The following is an 18,805-nucleotide window of genomic DNA, read 5'->3' as shown; positions in this document are numbered from 1 at the left end:
CGATGAGACTTCAGTATTGCAAACATCTAGTAGGCTCTGTGTTTTGGATCGTGTTGGTTTTTTGGGCTCTTTCCCCTTTGCGCGCCATTGATATCCAAGCACTTTCCAACGAACAAGCCAAGAGTGCGGAATTAGCGACAAAATTGGTTACTGTGAGCCATGCAATGCTAGAAAAGGCGATCGATAGGGGAGCGACCTACCCACAAGTTAAGGAACTCAATGGAATCTACCAAGACTTGCAAACAATCCAAGCACTTCTGTCCGCCAATAATCCTAACCCAAACAACACTCCCAGTAACACTGCCGGTGGCAAGACGGACACCAAGGACAAAATAGAGTCGGTCTTTAAAAAAGCGATCCAAGCCCCTATTGATTTTGATCAAGCTATCCAGCTCACCACCGCCTTGCAAAAACGGATCAAGGATACGCCACAAGGGAGTGTTGATTTTACCCCCATCACGAGTATTTTAACCCAACTAGAAGCCTCGTTACAAACAGCCCTTGATCTCAAATCCCAGTGGTTAAACACCAGAAAAGCTAACTAGTCCATCCAATTGCGCACATCGCCTCTATAGCGCACGGGTGTATTATCCTCCCCCTCGATTTGTTTGACGATCTCTTGGAGTTCTTGGGCTTGGGGGTCATCTTCAGAGTAGCTATAATGCATATGGGCACTAATCACCCCCGGAGTGGCTTCAATCTGTCTATTGGCTCCCAATTCTTCCTGTACGCTCTGCGCTTCAATCAAAGCGATCGCAATCCCCTTTTTTTGATCAAAAATAGGCACTTCCACATGTGGAATCAGCCTAAGTGCCTCTAAAACATCCTCAAAGTGCTCCAAATCCACTTTGATAATCACGCTAGAAATATTCATCTAAACCTCCATGAAATGGAATGAGTGAAATAGCACTGCTTGGGCACACACCCACACACATGCCACAGCCCACACATGACTCTTGGACATGCGGATCGAACATCCCTCTAAGATGGATCGCATCTATGGGGCATGCATCTTTGCACGCAAAACAAACCACGCGTTGGTAACTCAAACACGCCTGGCGATCCAAATAAGCAAATGCCTCGATTCGATCGCCCCTTGTCTCCTGCAACACACCTCCACACGACTGGCATGCTTGTTGGCAAGCCCGGCAAAAGGTACAACCCGTTTGTTGGGTGTCCAAATAAGGTATGTGTTGCTCAGGCTTGATCACGATTTTTTCCGGACAAGCAGGTACGCACGCCCCCACACAATCCAAACAAAGAGAAGACTTAGCGTGATCAAAATAGGGCAAGGGGACTGGGGGTATTTTTTGTTTGGAGTTAAAAATCTCTCTAAAGGGTTTTCTTGCTTTCATGCCCATCTCTGTAATCTATCAGCTTGCCAATTTCCATCTCTGCAGTAACCATCTTTAAAATATTTCAAGCCCTACTGGACAATGATCGCTCCCCAAGATGTGTGGGTAAATCAAGGCATCTTTGAGCTGTTCTTGGAGTGTGTGAGAAACTAAAAAATAGTCGATACGCCAGCCGATATTCCTAGCCCTAGCCTCATTCATATAGCTCCACCAAGTGTAAATTCCTTGTTGGTTGGGGTAAAAATGGCGGTAGGTGTCAATCAAGCCCAAGTCTAAAAGCCGGTCGAAAGCATGGCGTTCCTCAGGACTAAAGCCGGCGTTATGGTGGTTGCGCTCTGGGTTTTTTAAATCAATCTCCTTATGGGCGACATTCAAATCCCCACACACCACCACCGCCTTATGCCCCATCAAATCTGCCAAAAATTGCCTAAAAGCCTCCTCCCATTCTAAGCGGTAATCAAGGCGCAACAAGCCCCTTTGGGAGTTGGGCACATACACATTCACCAAATAAAAATCCGCATATTCGCAAGTTACAACCCGCCCTTCTAGATCATGTGTGGCAACACCAATCCCATAAGTGGTGCTAATCGGTGCGTTTTTGCTCAAGGTCAAGACCCCACTATAGCCCTTTTTCTGTGCGCTATTCCAAAAAGAGGTGTAATCTTGAAAGATAAAATTAGCTTGCTCGGGGTGCATCTTGGTTTCTTGCACGCAGAAAATATCCGCCCCGCTCTGTTCCAAAAACTCTCTAAAACCCTTTTGCATGCATGCACGCAAACCATTGACATTCCAAGAAATTAAATACACCATCGCCTCTTGCATTTTGGGATTTATTATAACGATTTTAAGTAAATTTTAGAGACCCTTGTAGTATAATTGGCTCTTGTTTTCAAGGCTTGATAGCTCAGTCGGTAGAGCAGAAGACTGAAAATCTTCGTGTCGGTGGTTCGATTCCGCCTCAAGCCACCATCCTTTTACCTAGTTACTAACAATCCAAGTTGCTTGTTGCATAACCAAAAACCCTTCTCTCATTTTGATTCCACCAAAATACAAGCAAGAACTCCAATGGTGCTAAATCTGGACTTTAGAGGAATAATATAGGGGGAATCAAAGTGGCGGACAGGGAGGGATTCGAACCCTCGGTAACCTTGCAGCTACGCATCCTTAGCAGGGATGTGGTTTCAGCCAACTCACCCACCTGTCCCTTTTGACACACAAAGTACAATTCTAGTCGTTTGCCACTAAGAGAAAGCTTAATATGCTAGAATAAACAGAGAATAAATCATTAAGGATAAACATGTTTAAAACAATCGGCGTAATGGGGGCGATGCGTGAGGAGATCGAACCTTTTTTAGAGATGTTCCCCGCCCACACAACAGAACAAGTCGGGGGGAATACTTTTTATACCATCCCTTTCCAAAATTCCCAAATTATCTTGGCTTACAGCAAGATTGGCAAGGTGCATGCCAGCTTGACAGCGAGTACGATGATTTTGCGCTATGGCATTGAGGCCTTGATTTTTAGTGGCGTGGCTGGTGGGTTAGCACCGCATTTGAATATCAATGACCTGCTTTTGGCTACCCAGCTTTGCCAAGCCGATGTGGATTTGAGCGCATTTGGGCATCCTTTGGGTTTTATCCCCGAGAGTGCGGTATTTATTACCAGCGACCCTACATTAAATGATTTGGCTAGACAGACAGCCCAAAATTTGGGTATCCCACTCCAAGAGGGCGTGATCGCCACTTGCGATCAATTTGTGAGCGATCCGGGGCGCAAACAAGAATGGGCGCAAAACTTTGGCGCGGCGGTGGTGGAAATGGAGGGTGCAGCGGTCGCTTTTGTTTGCCATGCCTTCCATGTCCCCTTTTGTGTCTTAAGGAGCGTGAGCGACAAGGCTAACGGGGAAGCCCCGGGCGATTTTGATCAATTCTTGCACCAAAGCGCACAGATCAGTGCGCAATTTGTCTTTAACATGTTGGGCAGACTTGCTGATTAATGATTTGGCTAGACATCATTGATCCCAAATATGTTTTATTTTTTAAAGAACTCATCCCCCTTTTGCCCGGCGAGATTTTAATCACCACTAGGAGCAGTCCCAATTATCAAGAGACACGCGCGCTTTTAGATCTCTATGGCTTGCCCTATGTGTGCTTTGGTGGGCGGGGGGAGAGCTTGGAGGAAAAATACCACGAGCGTTTAAAACGCAGCCAATGGTTTTTGACTCTTTTTAAAGATCAACGCCCCGATCTCTTGGTGGTGGGCGCAAGTGTGGAAGCCGTGCAAAGTGCTTTTGCCTTGCAAATCCCTATCGCTTATTTTTTAGATACGCCTAGCTTAGGGCTTGATCCTAAAGAGCCTAACCTTGCATCACTAGCACCGACCAAATTAGCCAAACTCAGCGCCCCTTTAGCTGATGTGATCTTTGCCCCCTTTGTTGTGCCCAAGAGTGCCTACCAGCAAGCTGGCGCACACAATGTCCTAACCTATCCCTTTATCGATCCAGTGCTTTGGATCAACACAGAAGAATCGCCCCCCGATTTTAGGCAGGTTTGTGGGCTTAAAACCACCCGCCCGACTATTTTGGTGCGTGAGGAGGAACAAGCCCACTATGTGCGTGTGCGATCTAATCTCATCTATGAAAGTGTGCGGGCACTCAATGCCCTAGATGTGAATATTGCCCTGATTACGCGTTACAATCCTGCCCCACTCCAACAAGCCTTTCAGGGTTTGGAGAATGTTTATGTCTTGGAGCAAAAATTTAGTGCACTGAGTTTGTATGCTCATAGCGATGTGATGGTCGGGGGCGGGGGGACGATGAATTTAGAGAGTTGTTATTTTGGCTTGCCCACCATCTCCACCCGTTCGCTTTGGCTTTATCACGATTGCTATTTGCTCCAACATGGCTTGATGGCGCATGCCAGCACCTCCCTAGAGGTGCTAGATTTTGTCCAGAAAATCCTAGCCCTCTATGGCAAGAATGCGCATGCTAATCGCCTCTCTATCCAAGCCCAAAGACGTAAAAAAGCAAGGGCATTCTTCATCAAGGGCAAACCCAACTTTGATTTCTTTTTTGAGGCAATGGGTAATATGGGCAGTATTGGGGCTGTATTTGGCGGTCTGTAACCACGAAAATAGGTGTATCTTTGAGAAGTTGCTATAGATTTTTTTCATTGCCATTTTATTATTTTTAAAAGTGTAATATTTTAGTCAAGGAATGGGAAATCTAGTCCATAAAGGAGTTTTCATGGATTTATTAGTCCAAAATCTTAAACAAGAACAGGTTTTAGCATTTCAAGAGTTGGCACGCTCCTTGGGGGTAGGTGTTGTGGCACTCCCTCCAAAAAACAAGACGACAGGTAAAGCCCCTAGTTCTTTGCTCATGGATTCTCTCTCCAAAGAACCCGTTGAGGTCAATATGAGTTGCTCTAAGGGTAGCACGCCCCTTGCCCACTTGCACAAAAAAGAGGCTATCAGCTACTACAGGCAGTCTTATTTGTGCAATTCCTACCATAATCCACTCAACACCCATAAAAAGGACCATTGTGCCCCCATCTCAGATGGGGGGAGTGCGCGCCACCCTCATAAAGCTGGGCACCGCCACACTGATGATCCCAATTCAGGCTTTGGGTTTGATATTTAGGGGTTTGGTGTTTTAAGCCAAAGTGCGTTATACTCGCAAGCTTAATCCATTATAAAGGGGTCAAATGGAGTTGCGCTTGGCTAGATCGGATCGCAAGCAGAGCAAGAGCCACACCATTAGCTTAGAGGATTTACACCAAAAATACCTCAAACACAAAGAGCATATCTTTTACTTCGCCCCGAGCAACACCCATAGGGACATGTTGGAGGCGGTCGATTTCTTGGCCCAAAAGGGGTGCAAGGCTTATTTGTCTGAGGTGCAGATTAGCACCGATGACAAGGATTTTATCTACCAGCTCCACGTTATCTAGGGTGCGCATGCCAGAAGTTGCCACTAAAAAGCTTTACATTGAGACGATGGGTTGTGCGATGAACACGCGCGACAGCGAGCATTTGGCTAGCGAGTTGCACAAGGTGGGCTATGTGGGCGTGAATCGGCCCCAAGAGGCAGACTTAATCTTAATCAACACTTGTAGTGTACGTGAAAAGCCCGAACGCAAGTTGTTTTCAGAGATCGGGCATTTTGCCAAGATCAAAAAACCCGGGGCCAAAATTGGCGTGTGTGGGTGCAGTGCGAGCCACATGGGAGCAAAGATTTTAAAAAAAGCCCCGAGTGTGGATTTTGTGCTAGGTGCGCGCCAAACTTCTAAGATCACCCAGATCATCCACCAGCCTAAAGCCGTTGAAGTGGGTTTGGATCACGATGATAGCACCTATGTTTTTGCCACCCCCCAAAAAAGCCAACTCAAGGCACTCATTAATATTTCTGTAGGTTGTGATAAACATTGCACTTATTGCATTGTACCCCACACCAGAGGTAAAGAGATTTCAGTGCCCATGGATTTGATCCTCAAAGAGGCCCAAAGGCGTGTGCAACTGGGTGCTAAAGAGATTATGCTCTTAGGGCAGAATGTGAATAATTATGGCGTGCGCTTTAGCAATGCCCACCCCAAGGTCAATTTTAATCATTTGCTAGACGCTTTGAGTCAAATTGAGGGTTTGGAGCGGATTCGCTTCACATCCCCCCACCCCCTACACATGGATAATGCCTTTTTGGAATGCTTTGCACGCAATCCCAAGGTGTGTAAAAGTATCCATATCCCCTTGCAAAGTGGCTCAAATGCCATTTTAAAAGCGATGAAAAGAGGCTATAGCCGTGAATGGTATTTAGATCGCATCGCAAGATTACAGGCTTTAGTCCCTGATGTGGGGATCAGCACGGATATTATCATAGGCTTTCCCGGGGAGAGCCAAGCTGATTTTGAAGACACACTGGACATTTTAGAACGGGTGCGTTTTGATACACTCTATAGTTTTGTCTATTCCCCCCGCCCGCTGACCCCTGCGGGTAGCTGGGAAAACCAAGTCTCCAAAGAGATTGCCCAACGCAATTTAGAAACCCTGCAAGCCAGACACAAGGAGATTTTAGAGCAAAAAGCCACCCAAGAGATGGGTAAGGTCCATCGGGTCTTGGTGGAAAATACCGCTGAGGGTGTGGCTGAGGGGCGTAGCGATAATGGGCGTTTGTTGCGTTTTGAGGCTTTGGGCGTGCAGTTGGGCGATTTGGTCGCTGTGAAGGTGGTCGATCAACACAAAGGGAGTTTGAGAGGAGCTTTGTGTTTAGGAGCATAGGGCTTGTTAAAGCGGTTTAGAAGTGGGCTTGTGTTGTGGGCTGTGCCCGTGTTGCTCTATTGGATTTTAAGGCTTTTGTTTAAGACTTGCCGTAACCGCTTCCATTTGGCTAGCAGTTTGCAAAACACTTCTTTTATTGCTAGTTTTTGGCATGGTGAGATTGCCATGTTGCCTTTTGCCTACTTGCGTCTTAAAAAAAAGCCCAATTTGTATGTGGTGGCCAGCCAACATTTTGATGGCACGCTGGCCGCTAGACTGTATGCATGTTTTGGGTTTAACGCGATTCGCGGGTCGAGTAAAAAAGGTGGTGTGCGTGTGTTGGTCGAGGGGATTAGGCTTTTGAAGGCGGGCGCAGATGTAGGCTTGACTCCCGATGGCCCTAAAGGTCCTTATCATAGCATTGCTGATGGCGTGGTGGCGTTGGCCCAAAAAAGCGGGGTGGGTGTTGTAGTGTGCCGTGTGATCTTCCAAAATGCCTTTACCTTCAAGACTTGGGATCGCTTCCAACTCCCCAAACCCTTTTCGCAAGTCAATTATTATATGCTAGAGCCCTTTTTTATCCCCAAAGAGATGGAGTTAAGCGAGGCTAAGGCGTTGATCGCACAACGCATGGAGCTTTCTTAATGGGTTTGTGGAGTTTTTTTAGGGGTATCTTTTATGATAGAATCCGTTTTTTTTTCTTCTCCAATGTGTTTATCTGCCTCAATTTGGATCACGAGACCTTGCAAGTCTATATCGAACGACTCAAACGCAAGAAAGTTTTGGATGTAACCAATAAGGCTTATCCGGTTAAAGATGGTTTGATTCCCATCAAAGTCTTAAAGAATGCCCGCGAATATCTCCAACTCTATCCTTTTTGTTATCTGTGTGGCATGTCCAAGAGCACAGATCAGGGCATGTGCAAAAAAGAGGAGCTAGAGAAACATTTAGCAGGCGTGCGTAAAAAAGATGTGCTCTTGTTAGAGGTGGATCAATATTATTTTTTCATTCTGAAGCAATCATTCAAGCAGGATTTAGAGCGTTTTAATAGCGTGATGCCTTACATTGACTATATCTTTTCGCCCTTTTTAATACTCTATGCGTGCATTAAGCCTATTTTAGAGGACAATGTAGCCATTTATGGGCTATTGGAACACTCTAGGCTTTGTGTCATGGTGAGTAACCACAAGGAGATTTGTTATAGCAAATGGTATGCCCTAGAGGTTATTAAAGAACATCTAGAGGTACAGGGCAAGGAAAAAGAGGAAGAATATGAAAAAGAAGAGGCGTTGCTCAAGTCTTTTTTGAGTTCCATTGAGGCTAATTTGATGCACATCGATCCCAATTTTCAAGATGGCTCCCAAAAAGAATCCGCAACTCCAGACATGCAAGACCCTAAAAGTTTGGTGGATAGCATGGTGCATGTTGCAGATATTGTCAAATTCTTGCAAGAATCGATGAAAGTTGTCTATGAGCACCACTTGGTTCAGGATTTTATTGAGAAGGTTTGGATTCTCAACACCTATCAAATCTCGCCTAAGATGTTAGAAATTCTCCAAGATGAGCTTATGCTAGACATTGTGCAAATGCCCATCTCTCTTGTCGAGCAGATGAGCATTTTGGCTAAAAAAGAATATTACAATGAAGTTCAGTTATAGCAAACCCACGCCCAAGCATATGATGGATTTACTCACCAAAGTTTGGGTTTTTTACATGTGTTTGTCCTTGTGTCTGATTTGGGGACTAGCCTATTTTTTACGCCACTACACTAAGGCCACCAACCGTGCGACCGATGTTTATCAAATCGAGAGTAATATTTACAACCACCGCGATAAACGCCTCAAGCAAGAAATCTTGCAGGTGGCACAGGCTGTCCAAAATGTTAAGGATAAATCCGCTTACACGATCAATGTCAAAGAATCCATCAAGGGTATTTTGAGCATTATCCCCGATGTGATCACTATCCAATCCATCACCATTGACTATGCTAGTCTCACCATTACGGGCATTGTCCCCTCTAAAGACACCTTTAAAACCACGCTCCAGCAACGCCTCGATGCGATCTTTGAAAATAGCCATACAGAATTTACGCCCCTTAAAAATGGTTGGTTGCACTTTGTTTCGACCAATTCATCTGTGTTGCCCTTTATCGAGCAAAAAGGAGATTGATGGATCAAAGCGATAGCTTGACCTATGAGAGTAAATACCGCAAGGATATTTTATTCCAACGACTCCTCAAAAATTTTATTTTAACTCTCGTTTTTACCTTAGTAACTCTGGTGGGCATCCGTATTTGGCTTTGGCCTAAAATGGAGAATTACCGCACGCAAAACACCGAATCTAGGCAAAAACAAGCGATTTCCAGCTATAAACAAAAGAGCTTCCTTGCTACTTTGCAAGCTTACCGCAATATTAAGCAAAAAAACACCGCTATTTTGCAAGATCCAAGCTACCAAGTGGTATCTGGTGCGCTCAACAAGATTTTAAACCAGTATTTTAGCCATATCACGATTCAAGAACAAGCTAGAAGAGTGGATCCCATCAAGCATGTCATCTATGACAGTTTGGACGTGGGCGTGCATGCCCAATCTCTAAAAGATTTTTATGCTTTTTTAGATCATTTGGTGAATCTTAGCTATACCAAGATTGAGTTACCTGTTAGCATCACCAAACAAGGCAACTATTTTAAAATGGGTTTTGTCATTCACATTGAATATCAAGTGGATCGTCCTTAAGGTAGAACATGGAACAAGGATTTAATTTTAGCTTTGATTCTAAGGCATGCGATTCTTGTGGGGCACGCTGTTGTTTGGGGGCAGAAGGGTATGTTTTTGCCAGTATTGCCGAACTAAAAGCGATCAGTCTTTTTTTAAACATGCCCTTTGAAACTTTTACCCTACGCTATGTCAGACGAGTGGGCAATGCCTATAGCTTATTAGAAAAAAGGGCGTTGCTCTCCTCTGGTTATGCATGTGTATTCTTAGATGAGCCAACCAAACGTTGCGCCATTTACCCCGTGCGCCCCAAGCAGTGCCAAACTTTTCCCTTTTGGGAATGCTTTAAAACTAACCGTGAAAAGCTTCTAGCCCTATGCCCGGGCGTGCGCATGGATTAGTCCAAAAAAGATGGATTTTATGATATAGTCTAGGGATTTTTAAAAAAAACTAAAGAGGTTGGATGAAACAGCAGAGATTTTATCAAAAATGGTGCTTGGCATTGGGGGCAGTGTTTTGTAGCACGGCTTTGATGGCACAAGGCTTAACAGAGGATCAACAAATCCTCATCACTTCAGATGCCTTCCAACGCGGGGATTTTGCCACAGCCAAAAAGGGTTATTTGCGTCTTTACAAAGAAACCAACAATATTCTATATGCCAAAGAGGCAGCCATCTCGGCGGCTAGCTTGGGCGACATCAACACAGCCGTAGAGCTTGCGATGCTCTACAAAAAGGTTACCAAAAACGATAAGGATATTTACATCAATAAAATCCTAGTAGATGGTTATATTAAAACTGGGCAGATTGATAAGGCGATTAGCTTGCTAGAAAAAATCCGCAAAGAAGATAAATCCTTGATGTTGGATAGTGTCTTGGGCTCGCTCTATTTGGGGCAGAAAAATTACAGCAAAGCTTTTGAGATTTTCAACAAGATTTACAACCAAGCCCATGACGAAGATAGCCTAGAAAAACTCATTACAATTTTTTTTGTGCAAAACAGCCAACAAGAGGCGATCGATTTGCTCTCCTCACATTTAGAAAAATACGGCTGTTCGCCCGATTTGTGCCAAAGGAGTTTTAATACACTTATCCAGCTCAATGAGTTACAAGTTGCTAAAAGGGTATTTGGCGAACTCTACGAGAAAGAACCCGTTGTGCGCAATGCCCAGCTTTATATCGGCGTCTTGGTTTTGCTCAAAGAATTTGACAAAGCCCAGCAAATTGCCCAAAGCTACCCCTTCGATCGCCGTTTGCTCCTAGACCTCTACACCGCCCAGAAAAAATTTGCCCTAGCTGCCAAACAAGCGGGCCTGATCTACAACGAACAGAAAGACCCGAAGTTTTTAGCCCTAGAGGCTATTTACACCTATGAGGATTTGAGTGCCAATAACGCCCTCCAAAAATCTGATGTGATACAAATCACCAAAAAATTAGAACAGGCGATTATGCAACGCAAGCAAGCCTTGATCAAAACCAAGGGCGATTTAGATGGGCAAGATGCCTTCTTTTATAACTTTTTGGGCTATTCCCTCATCGAATACGATTTAGACATTAAAAAAGGCATTGATTATGTCAAGGTGGCTTTAAAAATCGAGCCCGATTCGATTTTCTACATCGACTCGCTGGCATGGGGGTATTACAAGCTGGGTAGTTGCTCTGAAGCCAAAAAACTCTTTTTTAGCATTTCTGAAGAGGAGATCAACTCCCAACCCGAGCTAAAAGCCCATTCTAAATCCATTGCCGCGTGCCAATAAAGACCCTTCAAGCTTACCTAGAGATCAAGGAATCCCTAACCCCCTTTGAACTCTTGGGCAGGAGTTTGGCCTATAACCCATATGTCCCCAGACTCGCATTAGAAGACTTGAAACGCCCTCCCTCTCAAGAGATTGCCCACTCTATTTTATATCTTAATGCTAACTGGGATTTGGAATTTTTATTAGAAAAACTCGAACAAGCAGACAATGCACGTGCTCTTTTGCTGGATTTTACTCCCCTCTACACGCAGGGCATGCCCGCCCTAGAAGTGCTAGACTTACTGGGCTATATACGCCGCTTGAGCCCTAAACCCTTGATTCACAAAGATTATTTTATGAGCCAGTATCAAATCTTAGAGTCCTTGGTACATGGGGCTGATGCGCTCTTACTCAACGCCTCTTTATTGGCAAAAAACCTCAAGGAGATATTAGAGTATAGCGTGCGCTTGGGGTTGCTTGGCATTGTGGAGGTGGCCACCCCTAAAGAACTCAAGACAAGCATTTTAGCCAAAGCCCCAGCCCTCTACTTCCCCCAAAACTTTAAAACCCTCCTAGAACTCACACCCCAAAGACCCCTGATTTTCAAAGACTCAGAAGACCTAGTCCCTAATGCTCAAAACTCCTATGGTGTGGATGCACTGGTGATCAAAACTTCAGAACAGGCTCAAAAATAAGAATAAGGCAGTGGTATTAAGAGATCTAGAGGCTATGATTATTATTTGGCATCGAGTTGGTGCGTTTTAAGGCCTTAAGGTGATCTAGAGTGTACCCGCTATTGAGAATACCTACAAAAACTAGAAGGATGCATGCTTGACTAGCACAATAGGCTCTAGGCACCATCTCTTGTGTCTTTTATGGAAGCACTCATGTTATTCTAACTTCTTGTCAGCACAACATGGGTGTCAGAAATTTTCTTGAGATCATACCCTCTCAATTTATTCAGCACCCCCACCCCGCCGGCTGCAAAGGCAATGGCGACCGCCGAAGTGGTGGCAGGAAACCCAAGCACCGCCACAGCACCCCCAGCAACTACACCACTAGCCGGGGCTACTGTGCCTCCAGTTACCAGCAATGCAGTGACAGCCACACCAATAGCCCCGATCACCACAGCCAAAGCCACCTTGCCACTTGAACCCCACTAATCTCCCCCATCTGTGCCTTTAGGGCTTTGCACCACACCCCTTGTTATTTTCTTTTTTCTAGTTTGGGCGTTTTGTAAAAGGCGGGCGTGGGTGTCTTTAGCCTCACTGGGCCAATCCTTGCCCTGCTCTTGGACATTCCACTCAGGGTAACACCCCATCACTTTTTGGTAATCTAATAGACACGCATTTTCTAAAAATTTATAGCTAAGAGAAGGCTCAGGCACTTCGTGTAGCCCCAATAAGCCTTTAACACGCGCCTTAAAATTATCTTGATAAATCATGTAAAATTCTATCTTTTTGCCCGATAAAATGGTGTGGTAGAGAAAATACCAAATCCCAAAACTGCGGATGCTCGGTCTCCCTTTCACACCCCCATCTCTATAAATTTCTAAGGTGTTTTTAATCCCCCCTTGTGCTTGAGAGCCCCCGATCTTTTTAATCATCCCATCCACAACAATTAAATACACCCGGGCGATATTTTTAGTCAAAATGCTTTGGGGTAGGGGATTGTGGTCTTCATCTTTCAATTCTTTAAGATAATTGAAGTTAAGTTTTGTACTACCGGGCACAAACTCCACATCTGCGATTTTAAAGGCTGTTTTGACTTCTAAAATGCGCATTTTCACTCCTTAATAATTAAAAGTTCATGAGACTTTTTCACATACCCCACATCGCCCCGCTCAAGGCGGTTTTTGCCCATTCTGGTTTCTCCCTGCCCCATCGTGTATTGCCATGCCAATTCAACAATGTTAAAATCTTGATACGCCTCCCGTACAAAGGCGCAATCATTATAACTCAAAATAAAGGGTCCGGGGCGATTTTTAAGCATTTGGGCTAATTGCTCATGGGCAAAACCATTATGGTGTATGGGAAAATTGCGCATGGGATAAATCCCTTTAAACATCTTAGAATCTCCCTCTAAAAAGTAAGGTGGGTCTAAATAGGCAAAGTCATTAGGGTAGGCTAAAAGCACTTCTTTAAAGTCCGCACATTGCACGCTTAAAGTGGGGGCATCAAAGTTTTTTAACTTAGCTAGGGCGTTATAGTAGCGTTTTTCATCGGTATAAATCTTACTCATCCAGCCCAAAAACCCGGGGCCATAACTCAAGTTGAAGTTAAAATAATAATCCCGCGCCAAAGTGAGCGGGTCTAACACGCGCTCTTTTTGATAATGCGCTTTGAGCTCGGTTTTAATGGTGTTATAAGTGTCTTGCGTGGGTTTTAGTGCAAGCAGGGCTTCATAAAGACGCGCTTTATCTTTTAAGAGCACCTGCCAAAAATTCACCAAAATATCAAAAATGTCAAAAGCCAATACCTCTAAGCCCAGTTCTCTAGCACAGGCGATTTCCACACTCCCTCCGCCCATAAAAGGGCTAATAACCCTTGTGAGGCGAGCGGGCATGTGTTCTAAGATAAAGCCCACCGCCAAAGATTTACCCCCGCCATAGCGCAAAGGGCTTTTAGTGTAGCGTTTATAGTGCCGTTTTTGCGATCGCAAATGATCTAAGAAAAGAGATTTTTTGGCTGAATACATAGCAGAAATTCCCCCTCCTTGTCCCCCTCCAAAAAGCAAAGGCAAGGCTACATCATACCGCCCATGCCACCCATACCGCCCATGCCACCCATATCAGGCATAGCCGGAGCAGGTTTGTCTTCTTTAACTTCATGCACAGTGGCCTCAGTGGTTAAGAGCAAGCTAGAGACAGACACCGCGTTTTGCAAAGCGATGCGCGCTACTTTGAGGGGGTCAATAATGCCCGCTTTAAACATGTCCACATATTCGCCATTGCTCGCGTTGAAACCAAAATGGGCTTCTTTGTGCTTTTCTACCTCATTGACCACCACACCGCGATCGTAACCCGCATTGGCCGCGATTTGGGCTAGAGGAGCTTTAATGGCGCGTTTGATGATTTCATAGCCCACTTTTTCATCTTCGTGCAATTCTAAATGCACTTTTTGGGCGGCACGGATGAGAGCCGCGCCCCCACCAATCACAATCCCTTCTTCAACCGCGGCTTTGGTGGCAGAAAGCGCGTCATCTACGCGATCTTTCTTTTCTTTCATTTCCACTTCAGAAGCCGCACCCACTTTAATCACCGCCACGCCACCGCTAAGTTTGGCTAGGCGTTCTTGGAGCTTTTCTTTATCGTAATCGCTGGTGGTGGATTCAATTTGGGTTTTGATTTGGGCGATGCGATCTTTAACGGCATGCGCTTGACCCTTGCCATCCACGATGGTGGTGTTGTCTTTGTCAATCACAATGCGCGCCGCCACGCCTAGATCGCTCACATCGGCGTTTTCTAGGGTTTTGCCTAGCTCTTCAGAGATCACTTGCCCGCCTGTAAGGATTGCGATGTCTTTGAGCATTTCTTTACGGCGATCGCCAAAACCGGGAGCTTTGACCGCTGCCACATTGAGTACACCCCTAAGTTTATTGACCACTAGAGTTGTGAGCGCTTCGCCCTCAATGTCTTCAGCGATGATCAAAAGGGGTTTGCCCTCTTTCATGGTGCGCTCCAACAAGGGCAAAATGTCTTTCATGCTAGAGATTTTCTTATCTGTGAGCAAAATGTAAGCGTTTTCTAGCTGGGTGGTCATTTTTTCGGCGTTGGTAACAAAGTAGGGAGAGAGATAGCCACGATCAAATTGCATGCCCTCCACCACATCTAGTTCGTCTTCAATCCCCTTAGCTTCTTCAACGGTGATCACGCCGTCTTTGCCCACTTTTTCCATCGCATCGGCGATTAATTTGCCGATTTTTTCATCGGAGTTAGCCGAAATGGTAGCAACTTGGGTGATTTCTTCTTTGCCACCCACTTTTTTGCTAGATTTTTTCAGCTCAGCAATGATGGCTTCGCTGGCTTTATCCATCCCGCGTTTGACTTCAATAGGGTTAGCCCCAGCGGTAATGTTGCGCAAACCTTCTTTAAAAATGCTGTAAGCTAAAACGGTGGCGGTGGTGGTGCCATCCCCAGCCGCATCGGCAGTTTTGCTCGCCACTTCTTTAACCAGTTGCGCGCCCATGTTGGCTACAGGGCAGGCGAGCTCAATTTCTTTAGCCACGCTCACGCCATCTTTAGTAATGCTAGGCGCGCCATAGCTTTTTTGAATGAGCACATTGCGCCCGCGAGGTCCCATGGTAACCTTAACCGCGTCATTGAGTTGTTTCACGCCTTCAAAAAGTTTATTGCGTGCGTTGTCTGAAAATTTGATCTCTTTAGTTGCCATTGTTTGTCCTTTTTTTGTTGTATGAATGGGAGGGGCGCGCTAAAACGCCCCAAAGTCTAGCTTAGTGGCTATGACAGCAGTCGCCCTCGTGTTTGTGATCGCCTTTTTTATGCCCGTGCTCATGCCCATGGCAGCAAGAATCCACCACGCCTAGCACATCCTCAAGCTCTAAAACCATAAATTCTTTCCCGCCTAGTACGATTTCTGTGCCTTTGTACTTGCCAAACGCCACCACATCGCCCTCTTTAAGGCATTTGCACCCTTCACTGATTTTATGGCTGACGGCTTTGACCACGCCCATTTGGGGTTTTTCTTTGGCGTTATCAGGGATGATAATCCCAGAAGCGGTTTTCTTTTCTTCTTCTAGTCTTTCAACTAGCACTCTTTCGCCTAATGGCTTGAACATATCGTCTCCTTAGTCCTAAAAATTAGCACTTAAAAATTTAAGTGCCAAATAATAACAAAAATTTTTGGATAAGTCAAGAGTTATTCCAATATTAAAATATTTTTTTCAATATATATTAGCCACTTAGACTAAAGATAATTATTGTTAGTTATATAAATATTGATAGAGGGCAGAAAAAGCCAAATACAAGCTCTCTTATGCTAAATACCAAATATGATTAGCGCACAATCCTTAGAGCAACTCAAGCAAGTCATTGACATTGTGGAAGTCGTGCAAGGTTATATCGAGCTCAAGAGAACAGGGATCAACTACCAAGCAATCTGCCCTTTCCACAACGAAAGAACCCCCAGTTTCATTGTCAATCCCCAAAAAAACTCCTTTAGATGTTATGGGTGCTCCAAATCGGGCAATGCAATCACCTTTGTGATGGAGTATGAAAAATTGGATTTTGCGGGGGCGGTGCAGAAGTTAGCCGACAAGTTCCGTGTGCCCTTAGAATATACCCACAAAACCCAGCAAAGCACCCAAGGATGGGATTTGTTGGAACAAATTACGCATTGCTACCAAACCCAACTCGCCACAAACTCAGCCGCTCAAAAGTATTTGGAAAAAAGGGGGGTTAGTCTCTCCAGTGTGCAAGAATTCAGACTAGGGTTTTGCCACCCTAGAGCCCTAGAGAATTTTATTGTTAAATACCGCCTTGATCGTTCCATGCTCGTCCAATTAGGCGTGCTCACCCAATATGAGGGCAAGAGTTATGCCCGCTTTTCCAACCGCTTGATTTTCCCCATCCATAACCCCAATGGCAAGATCGTGGGTTTTGGGGGGCGGATTTTGGATACCGATTCACACGCGGCTAAAGTAGCAAAATACATCAACTCGCCCCAAACCCCCCTTTTCAATAAATCCAAGCTTTTATATGGCTATTTCTTAGCCCGTGAGGCGATCTTAAAACAAAAACAGATTTTGGTAACAGAGGGGTATTTAGATGTGATCTTATTGCACCAAGCGGGGATCAAGCATGCCGTAGCCACTTTGGGGACGGCTTTAACCGAACAACATTTGCCTATTTTAAACCGAGGTATGCCCTCTGTTGTGATGGGTTATGATGGCGATCGTGCTGGTCATAATGCCGCTTTAAAAGCAAGCCAACTGCTAGCCAAAGAACTTAAAAGCGGGGGGGTAGTGGTTTTTGAAAACAATCTGGACCCCGCTGAGATGATTGCTAGTGGGCAAACTGAACGCCTCCAAGAACTTCTAGCCCAGCCAATGAAATTTATTGAGTTTGTGCTTAGAGGCATTAGAGAACGGCATAACCTAAATGATCCCTTGCAAAAAGAGCAAGCCCTCCAAGCCGCCCAAAATTTTTTGCACGATCTCCCCTTAGTGGTGCAAGAGGATTACCAACAAATGACAGCCCATTTACTAGAAATCCCCCAAAGTGGTTTAATTGGGCTTAAAAAACAAAAGCTCCCCACTCCTAGCCCCTCGGGTGAGCGTGCCATTTTAGACCCTTTAGAGGAGGTCTTGATCAAATACATGGCTTTAGATCATGCCTTGATTAAGAATGCCTTAGACTTTGTTAATGTGGAAAGTTTCAAGCATTGCCAAGAGGAGTTTAAGGCGTTGTGTCTAGGGCAATTCGATCAGGTGTGCCTAGTGGCGATCATGCTAGATGATCGCCTACCCATTGAACCCCATGGCTTTAAGGACAATTTAGTTAAATTCATTAAACGCCATTGTGAATGGCAGATAACCCAAATCCACACGCTCTATACCCATTTAGACCTTTCAGAACGCATTGCTATGATGAATGAATGGAAAAAGAAGCGTTATCTATGCGAACAAGGAGAATTAGTCAAAATATGAAAGCCCTAGCTCTTTTTAGTGGTGGGTTAGACAGCCTACTATCCATGTATTTAGTTGCCTCTCAGGGGATCGAAGTTACCGCCCTGCATTTTAATATCGGGTTTGGTGGGAACAAAGATAAATTAGAGTATTTGCAAAATGCCACCCAACAAATTGACGTGGGCTTGCTGGTGTGCGACATCCAAGAGCAATTTTTTAATGAAGTGCTTTTTAAGCCTAAATACGGCTATGGCAAGTATTTTAATCCCTGCATTGATTGCCATGCCAATATGTTCAGGCAGGCTTTTTACAAACTCTTAGAGTTACAGGCAGATTTTGTGATCAGTGGGGAGGTATTAGGGCAACGCCCCAAGAGTCAGCGCAAGGAAGCCCTAGGGCAGGTTAGAAAATTGGTGCGCGCCTTTGGGCAAGAAAGTTGCTTTGATAGCTTGCTGGATCGTCAGGGCAATAACCCCAATAAACCCCAATTTTTAGATCAACTCTTGCTAAGGCCTATGAGTGCCCAACTCTTAGAGCCTAGCTTTATGGAAAAACAGGGTTGGGTGGATCGCACGCGGTTGTGGGATGTGCAGGGGCGTAGCCGTGTGCGGCAACTCTCTAAGGTGCAAGAATTGGGTTTAAAATATTATGAAAAGCCCGGGGGTGGGTGTTTGCTGACAGACTTGAGTGTGAGTGCTAAACTCAAAGACCTCCAAGCCCACCGCCAAAACACCCAACAACAAATGGTGGTGCAGGATAATTTAATCGTCAAGGTGGGGCGCTATCTGGTCGTGGGCAATACCCGCGTGATCGTGGCGCGCAATGAGCTAGAAAATGCCAAATTGCAAGCCCCACACCCTTTGATGGATAAAATCGAATTACTGGATTGCAAGGGACCTTTGGGGCTTGTAGAAAAATGCGCTAGCCTAGAGGAGAAAAAACTAGCCGCCCAAATTGTGTTGAGTTATGCTAAAAGTGAGTGCGCACGCGCTTATGGGGTGCAGGTGGGGGCTGAGGTGTTGCATCTAAACCCTTTGCAAAGAGAAGAGGCACAAAAGTATCTTTTCATGGGTTGAGAGGCTGTATAATAGTGCAATGAGGAGCTA

General features: G+C 45.1%; 23 protein-coding genes and 2 tRNA genes. 16 read left to right on the top strand and 9 right to left on the bottom strand.

What is annotated here, in order from left to right; genetic code table 11:
• Positions 1-2 precede the first annotated feature (2 nt).
• Complete coding sequence (locus FNE76_RS03240) at positions 3-545, top strand: hypothetical protein (protein WP_120948002.1); 543 nt, start codon at positions 3-5, stop codon at positions 543-545.
• Here FNE76_RS03240 and FNE76_RS03235 read toward each other — a convergent pair.
• The 3 genes from FNE76_RS03235 to FNE76_RS03225 are packed head-to-tail and all read right to left on the bottom strand — an operon-like array spanning position 542 to position 2,162.
• Positions 542-874, bottom strand: a complete 333-nt coding sequence (locus tag FNE76_RS03235) for a chaperone NapD (protein ID WP_143928371.1) — start codon at positions 872-874, stop codon at positions 542-544. The two genes, FNE76_RS03240 and FNE76_RS03235, sit on opposite strands and share 4 nt — an antisense overlap.
• Entirely contained in the window at positions 861-1,355 is a 495-nt protein-coding gene (locus FNE76_RS03230; RefSeq protein WP_120948059.1) for a 4Fe-4S binding protein, read from the bottom strand. The genes FNE76_RS03235 and FNE76_RS03230 overlap by 14 nt, the downstream gene beginning before the upstream one ends.
• A 54-nt stretch (positions 1,356-1,409) precedes the next feature.
• Positions 1,410-2,162, bottom strand: a complete 753-nt coding sequence (locus FNE76_RS03225) for an exodeoxyribonuclease III (RefSeq protein ID WP_120948060.1) — start codon at positions 2,160-2,162, stop codon at positions 1,410-1,412.
• Between the two features lie 86 nt (positions 2,163-2,248).
• Between FNE76_RS03225 and FNE76_RS03220 the strand changes: the two genes are divergently transcribed.
• Positions 2,249-2,324, top strand: a tRNA-Phe gene (locus FNE76_RS03220).
• Positions 2,325-2,468: 144 nt separating this feature from the next.
• Here the strand turns inward: FNE76_RS03220 and FNE76_RS03215 are convergent.
• A tRNA-Ser gene (locus FNE76_RS03215) sits at positions 2,469-2,559 on the bottom strand.
• Positions 2,560-2,652: 93 nt separating this feature from the next.
• Here FNE76_RS03215 and FNE76_RS03210 point away from each other — a divergent pair.
• From FNE76_RS03210 to FNE76_RS03155, 12 genes are all read left to right on the top strand, one after another.
• On the top strand, positions 2,653-3,351 hold the full coding sequence (locus tag FNE76_RS03210) for a 5'-methylthioadenosine/adenosylhomocysteine nucleosidase (protein ID WP_120948003.1): 699 nt from the start codon (positions 2,653-2,655) through the stop codon (positions 3,349-3,351).
• Complete coding sequence (locus FNE76_RS03205) at positions 3,351-4,478, top strand: DUF354 domain-containing protein (protein ID WP_120948004.1); 1,128 nt, start codon at positions 3,351-3,353, stop codon at positions 4,476-4,478. The genes FNE76_RS03210 and FNE76_RS03205 overlap by 1 nt, the downstream gene beginning before the upstream one ends.
• 121 nt (positions 4,479-4,599) lie before the next feature.
• Positions 4,600-4,995, top strand: coding sequence for a hypothetical protein (locus FNE76_RS03200; protein WP_120948005.1), 396 nt, complete (start codon positions 4,600-4,602; stop codon positions 4,993-4,995).
• A gap of 64 nt (positions 4,996-5,059) precedes the next feature.
• Positions 5,060-5,305, top strand: a complete 246-nt coding sequence (locus FNE76_RS03195; RefSeq protein ID WP_120948006.1) for an HP0268 family nuclease — start codon at positions 5,060-5,062, stop codon at positions 5,303-5,305.
• 7 nt (positions 5,306-5,312) lie between these two features.
• Positions 5,313-6,626 (top strand): tRNA (N6-isopentenyl adenosine(37)-C2)-methylthiotransferase MiaB, encoded by a 1,314-nt coding sequence (gene miaB / locus FNE76_RS03190; protein WP_120948007.1) that lies wholly within the window; start codon positions 5,313-5,315, stop codon positions 6,624-6,626.
• 3 nt (positions 6,627-6,629) lie between these two features.
• Positions 6,630-7,250 (top strand): lysophospholipid acyltransferase family protein, encoded by a 621-nt coding sequence (locus tag FNE76_RS03185; RefSeq protein WP_120948008.1) that lies wholly within the window; start codon positions 6,630-6,632, stop codon positions 7,248-7,250.
• Positions 7,250-8,263, top strand: a complete 1,014-nt coding sequence (locus FNE76_RS03180) for a hypothetical protein (RefSeq protein ID WP_120955781.1) — start codon at positions 7,250-7,252, stop codon at positions 8,261-8,263. Before FNE76_RS03185 ends, FNE76_RS03180 begins: the two co-directional genes overlap by 1 nt.
• Positions 8,247-8,774, top strand: a complete 528-nt coding sequence (locus FNE76_RS03175; protein ID WP_120948009.1) for a hypothetical protein — start codon at positions 8,247-8,249, stop codon at positions 8,772-8,774. Before FNE76_RS03180 ends, FNE76_RS03175 begins: the two co-directional genes overlap by 17 nt.
• Positions 8,774-9,340, top strand: coding sequence for a hypothetical protein (locus tag FNE76_RS03170; protein WP_120948010.1), 567 nt, complete (start codon positions 8,774-8,776; stop codon positions 9,338-9,340). The genes FNE76_RS03175 and FNE76_RS03170 overlap by 1 nt, the downstream gene beginning before the upstream one ends.
• Before the next feature lie 8 nt (positions 9,341-9,348).
• Complete coding sequence (locus FNE76_RS03165) at positions 9,349-9,720, top strand: YkgJ family cysteine cluster protein (RefSeq protein WP_120948011.1); 372 nt, start codon at positions 9,349-9,351, stop codon at positions 9,718-9,720.
• A 131-nt stretch (positions 9,721-9,851) separates the two neighbouring features.
• On the top strand, positions 9,852-11,075 hold the full coding sequence (locus FNE76_RS03160; protein WP_407925311.1) for a tetratricopeptide repeat protein: 1,224 nt from the start codon (positions 9,852-9,854) through the stop codon (positions 11,073-11,075).
• Positions 11,066-11,749, top strand: coding sequence for a beta/alpha barrel domain-containing protein (locus FNE76_RS03155; protein ID WP_120948013.1), 684 nt, complete (start codon positions 11,066-11,068; stop codon positions 11,747-11,749). The genes FNE76_RS03160 and FNE76_RS03155 overlap by 10 nt, the downstream gene beginning before the upstream one ends.
• Positions 11,750-11,949: 200 nt before the next feature.
• Here the strand turns inward: FNE76_RS03155 and FNE76_RS03150 are convergent, their stop codons facing one another.
• The 5 genes from FNE76_RS03150 to groES form a co-directional block, all read right to left on the bottom strand.
• A complete protein-coding gene (locus FNE76_RS03150; RefSeq protein ID WP_120948014.1) occupies positions 11,950-12,195 on the bottom strand; it encodes a hypothetical protein in 246 nt (81 codons plus the stop codon).
• Between the two features lie 18 nt (positions 12,196-12,213).
• Complete coding sequence (locus FNE76_RS03145) at positions 12,214-12,837, bottom strand: GIY-YIG nuclease family protein (RefSeq protein WP_120948015.1); 624 nt, start codon at positions 12,835-12,837, stop codon at positions 12,214-12,216.
• A gap of 2 nt (positions 12,838-12,839) precedes the next feature.
• Positions 12,840-13,751: a DNA adenine methylase gene (locus FNE76_RS03140; RefSeq protein ID WP_120948016.1), complete on the bottom strand. Its 912-nt coding sequence runs from the start codon at positions 13,749-13,751 to the stop codon at positions 12,840-12,842.
• 47 nt (positions 13,752-13,798) lie between these two features.
• Positions 13,799-15,445, bottom strand: a complete 1,647-nt coding sequence (groL, locus tag FNE76_RS03135) for a chaperonin GroEL (protein WP_104751599.1) — start codon at positions 15,443-15,445, stop codon at positions 13,799-13,801.
• Positions 15,446-15,506: 61 nt separating this feature from the next.
• A complete protein-coding gene (gene groES, locus FNE76_RS03130) occupies positions 15,507-15,851 on the bottom strand; it encodes a co-chaperone GroES (protein WP_053941367.1) in 345 nt (114 codons plus the stop codon).
• Between the two features lie 213 nt (positions 15,852-16,064).
• Between groES and dnaG the strand changes: the two genes are divergently transcribed.
• Both dnaG and FNE76_RS03120 read left to right on the top strand, forming a co-directional pair.
• A complete protein-coding gene (gene dnaG, locus FNE76_RS03125) occupies positions 16,065-17,720 on the top strand; it encodes a DNA primase (RefSeq protein ID WP_120955778.1) in 1,656 nt (551 codons plus the stop codon).
• Positions 17,717-18,775: a 7-cyano-7-deazaguanine synthase gene (locus FNE76_RS03120; RefSeq protein ID WP_120948017.1), complete on the top strand. Its 1,059-nt coding sequence runs from the start codon at positions 17,717-17,719 to the stop codon at positions 18,773-18,775. The genes dnaG and FNE76_RS03120 overlap by 4 nt, the downstream gene beginning before the upstream one ends.
• Positions 18,776-18,805: the final 30 nt, after the last annotated feature.

Source organism: Helicobacter mehlei, from assembly GCF_007280785.1.
Lineage (GTDB): Bacteria > Campylobacterota > Campylobacteria > Campylobacterales > Helicobacteraceae > Helicobacter > Helicobacter mehlei.
This window is presented reverse-complemented; position numbering and strand designations above follow the sequence as displayed.

Coding starts and splice junctions, on each gene's coding strand:
- FNE76_RS03240 (WP_120948002.1), top strand. CDS start 3: ATGAGACTTCAGTATTGCAAACATCTAGTAGGCTCTGTGTTTTGGATC.
- FNE76_RS03235 (WP_143928371.1), bottom strand. CDS start 874: ATGAATATTTCTAGCGTGATTATCAAAGTGGATTTGGAGCACTTTGAG.
- FNE76_RS03230 (WP_120948059.1), bottom strand. CDS start 1,355: ATGAAAGCAAGAAAACCCTTTAGAGAGATTTTTAACTCCAAACAAAAA.
- FNE76_RS03210 (WP_120948003.1), top strand. CDS start 2,653: ATGTTTAAAACAATCGGCGTAATGGGGGCGATGCGTGAGGAGATCGAA.
- FNE76_RS03205 (WP_120948004.1), top strand. CDS start 3,351: ATGATTTGGCTAGACATCATTGATCCCAAATATGTTTTATTTTTTAAA.
- FNE76_RS03200 (WP_120948005.1), top strand. CDS start 4,600: ATGGATTTATTAGTCCAAAATCTTAAACAAGAACAGGTTTTAGCATTT.
- FNE76_RS03195 (WP_120948006.1), top strand. CDS start 5,060: ATGGAGTTGCGCTTGGCTAGATCGGATCGCAAGCAGAGCAAGAGCCAC.
- miaB (WP_120948007.1), top strand. CDS start 5,313: ATGCCAGAAGTTGCCACTAAAAAGCTTTACATTGAGACGATGGGTTGT.
- FNE76_RS03180 (WP_120955781.1), top strand. CDS start 7,250: ATGGGTTTGTGGAGTTTTTTTAGGGGTATCTTTTATGATAGAATCCGT.
- FNE76_RS03175 (WP_120948009.1), top strand. CDS start 8,247: ATGAAGTTCAGTTATAGCAAACCCACGCCCAAGCATATGATGGATTTA.
- FNE76_RS03170 (WP_120948010.1), top strand. CDS start 8,774: ATGGATCAAAGCGATAGCTTGACCTATGAGAGTAAATACCGCAAGGAT.
- FNE76_RS03165 (WP_120948011.1), top strand. CDS start 9,349: ATGGAACAAGGATTTAATTTTAGCTTTGATTCTAAGGCATGCGATTCT.
- FNE76_RS03160 (WP_407925311.1), top strand. CDS start 9,852: ATGGCACAAGGCTTAACAGAGGATCAACAAATCCTCATCACTTCAGAT.
- FNE76_RS03145 (WP_120948015.1), bottom strand. CDS start 12,837: ATGCGCATTTTAGAAGTCAAAACAGCCTTTAAAATCGCAGATGTGGAG.
- FNE76_RS03140 (WP_120948016.1), bottom strand. CDS start 13,751: ATGTATTCAGCCAAAAAATCTCTTTTCTTAGATCATTTGCGATCGCAA.
- groL (WP_104751599.1), bottom strand. CDS start 15,445: ATGGCAACTAAAGAGATCAAATTTTCAGACAACGCACGCAATAAACTT.
- groES (WP_053941367.1), bottom strand. CDS start 15,851: ATGTTCAAGCCATTAGGCGAAAGAGTGCTAGTTGAAAGACTAGAAGAA.
- dnaG (WP_120955778.1), top strand. CDS start 16,065: ATGATTAGCGCACAATCCTTAGAGCAACTCAAGCAAGTCATTGACATT.
- FNE76_RS03120 (WP_120948017.1), top strand. CDS start 17,717: ATGAAAGCCCTAGCTCTTTTTAGTGGTGGGTTAGACAGCCTACTATCC.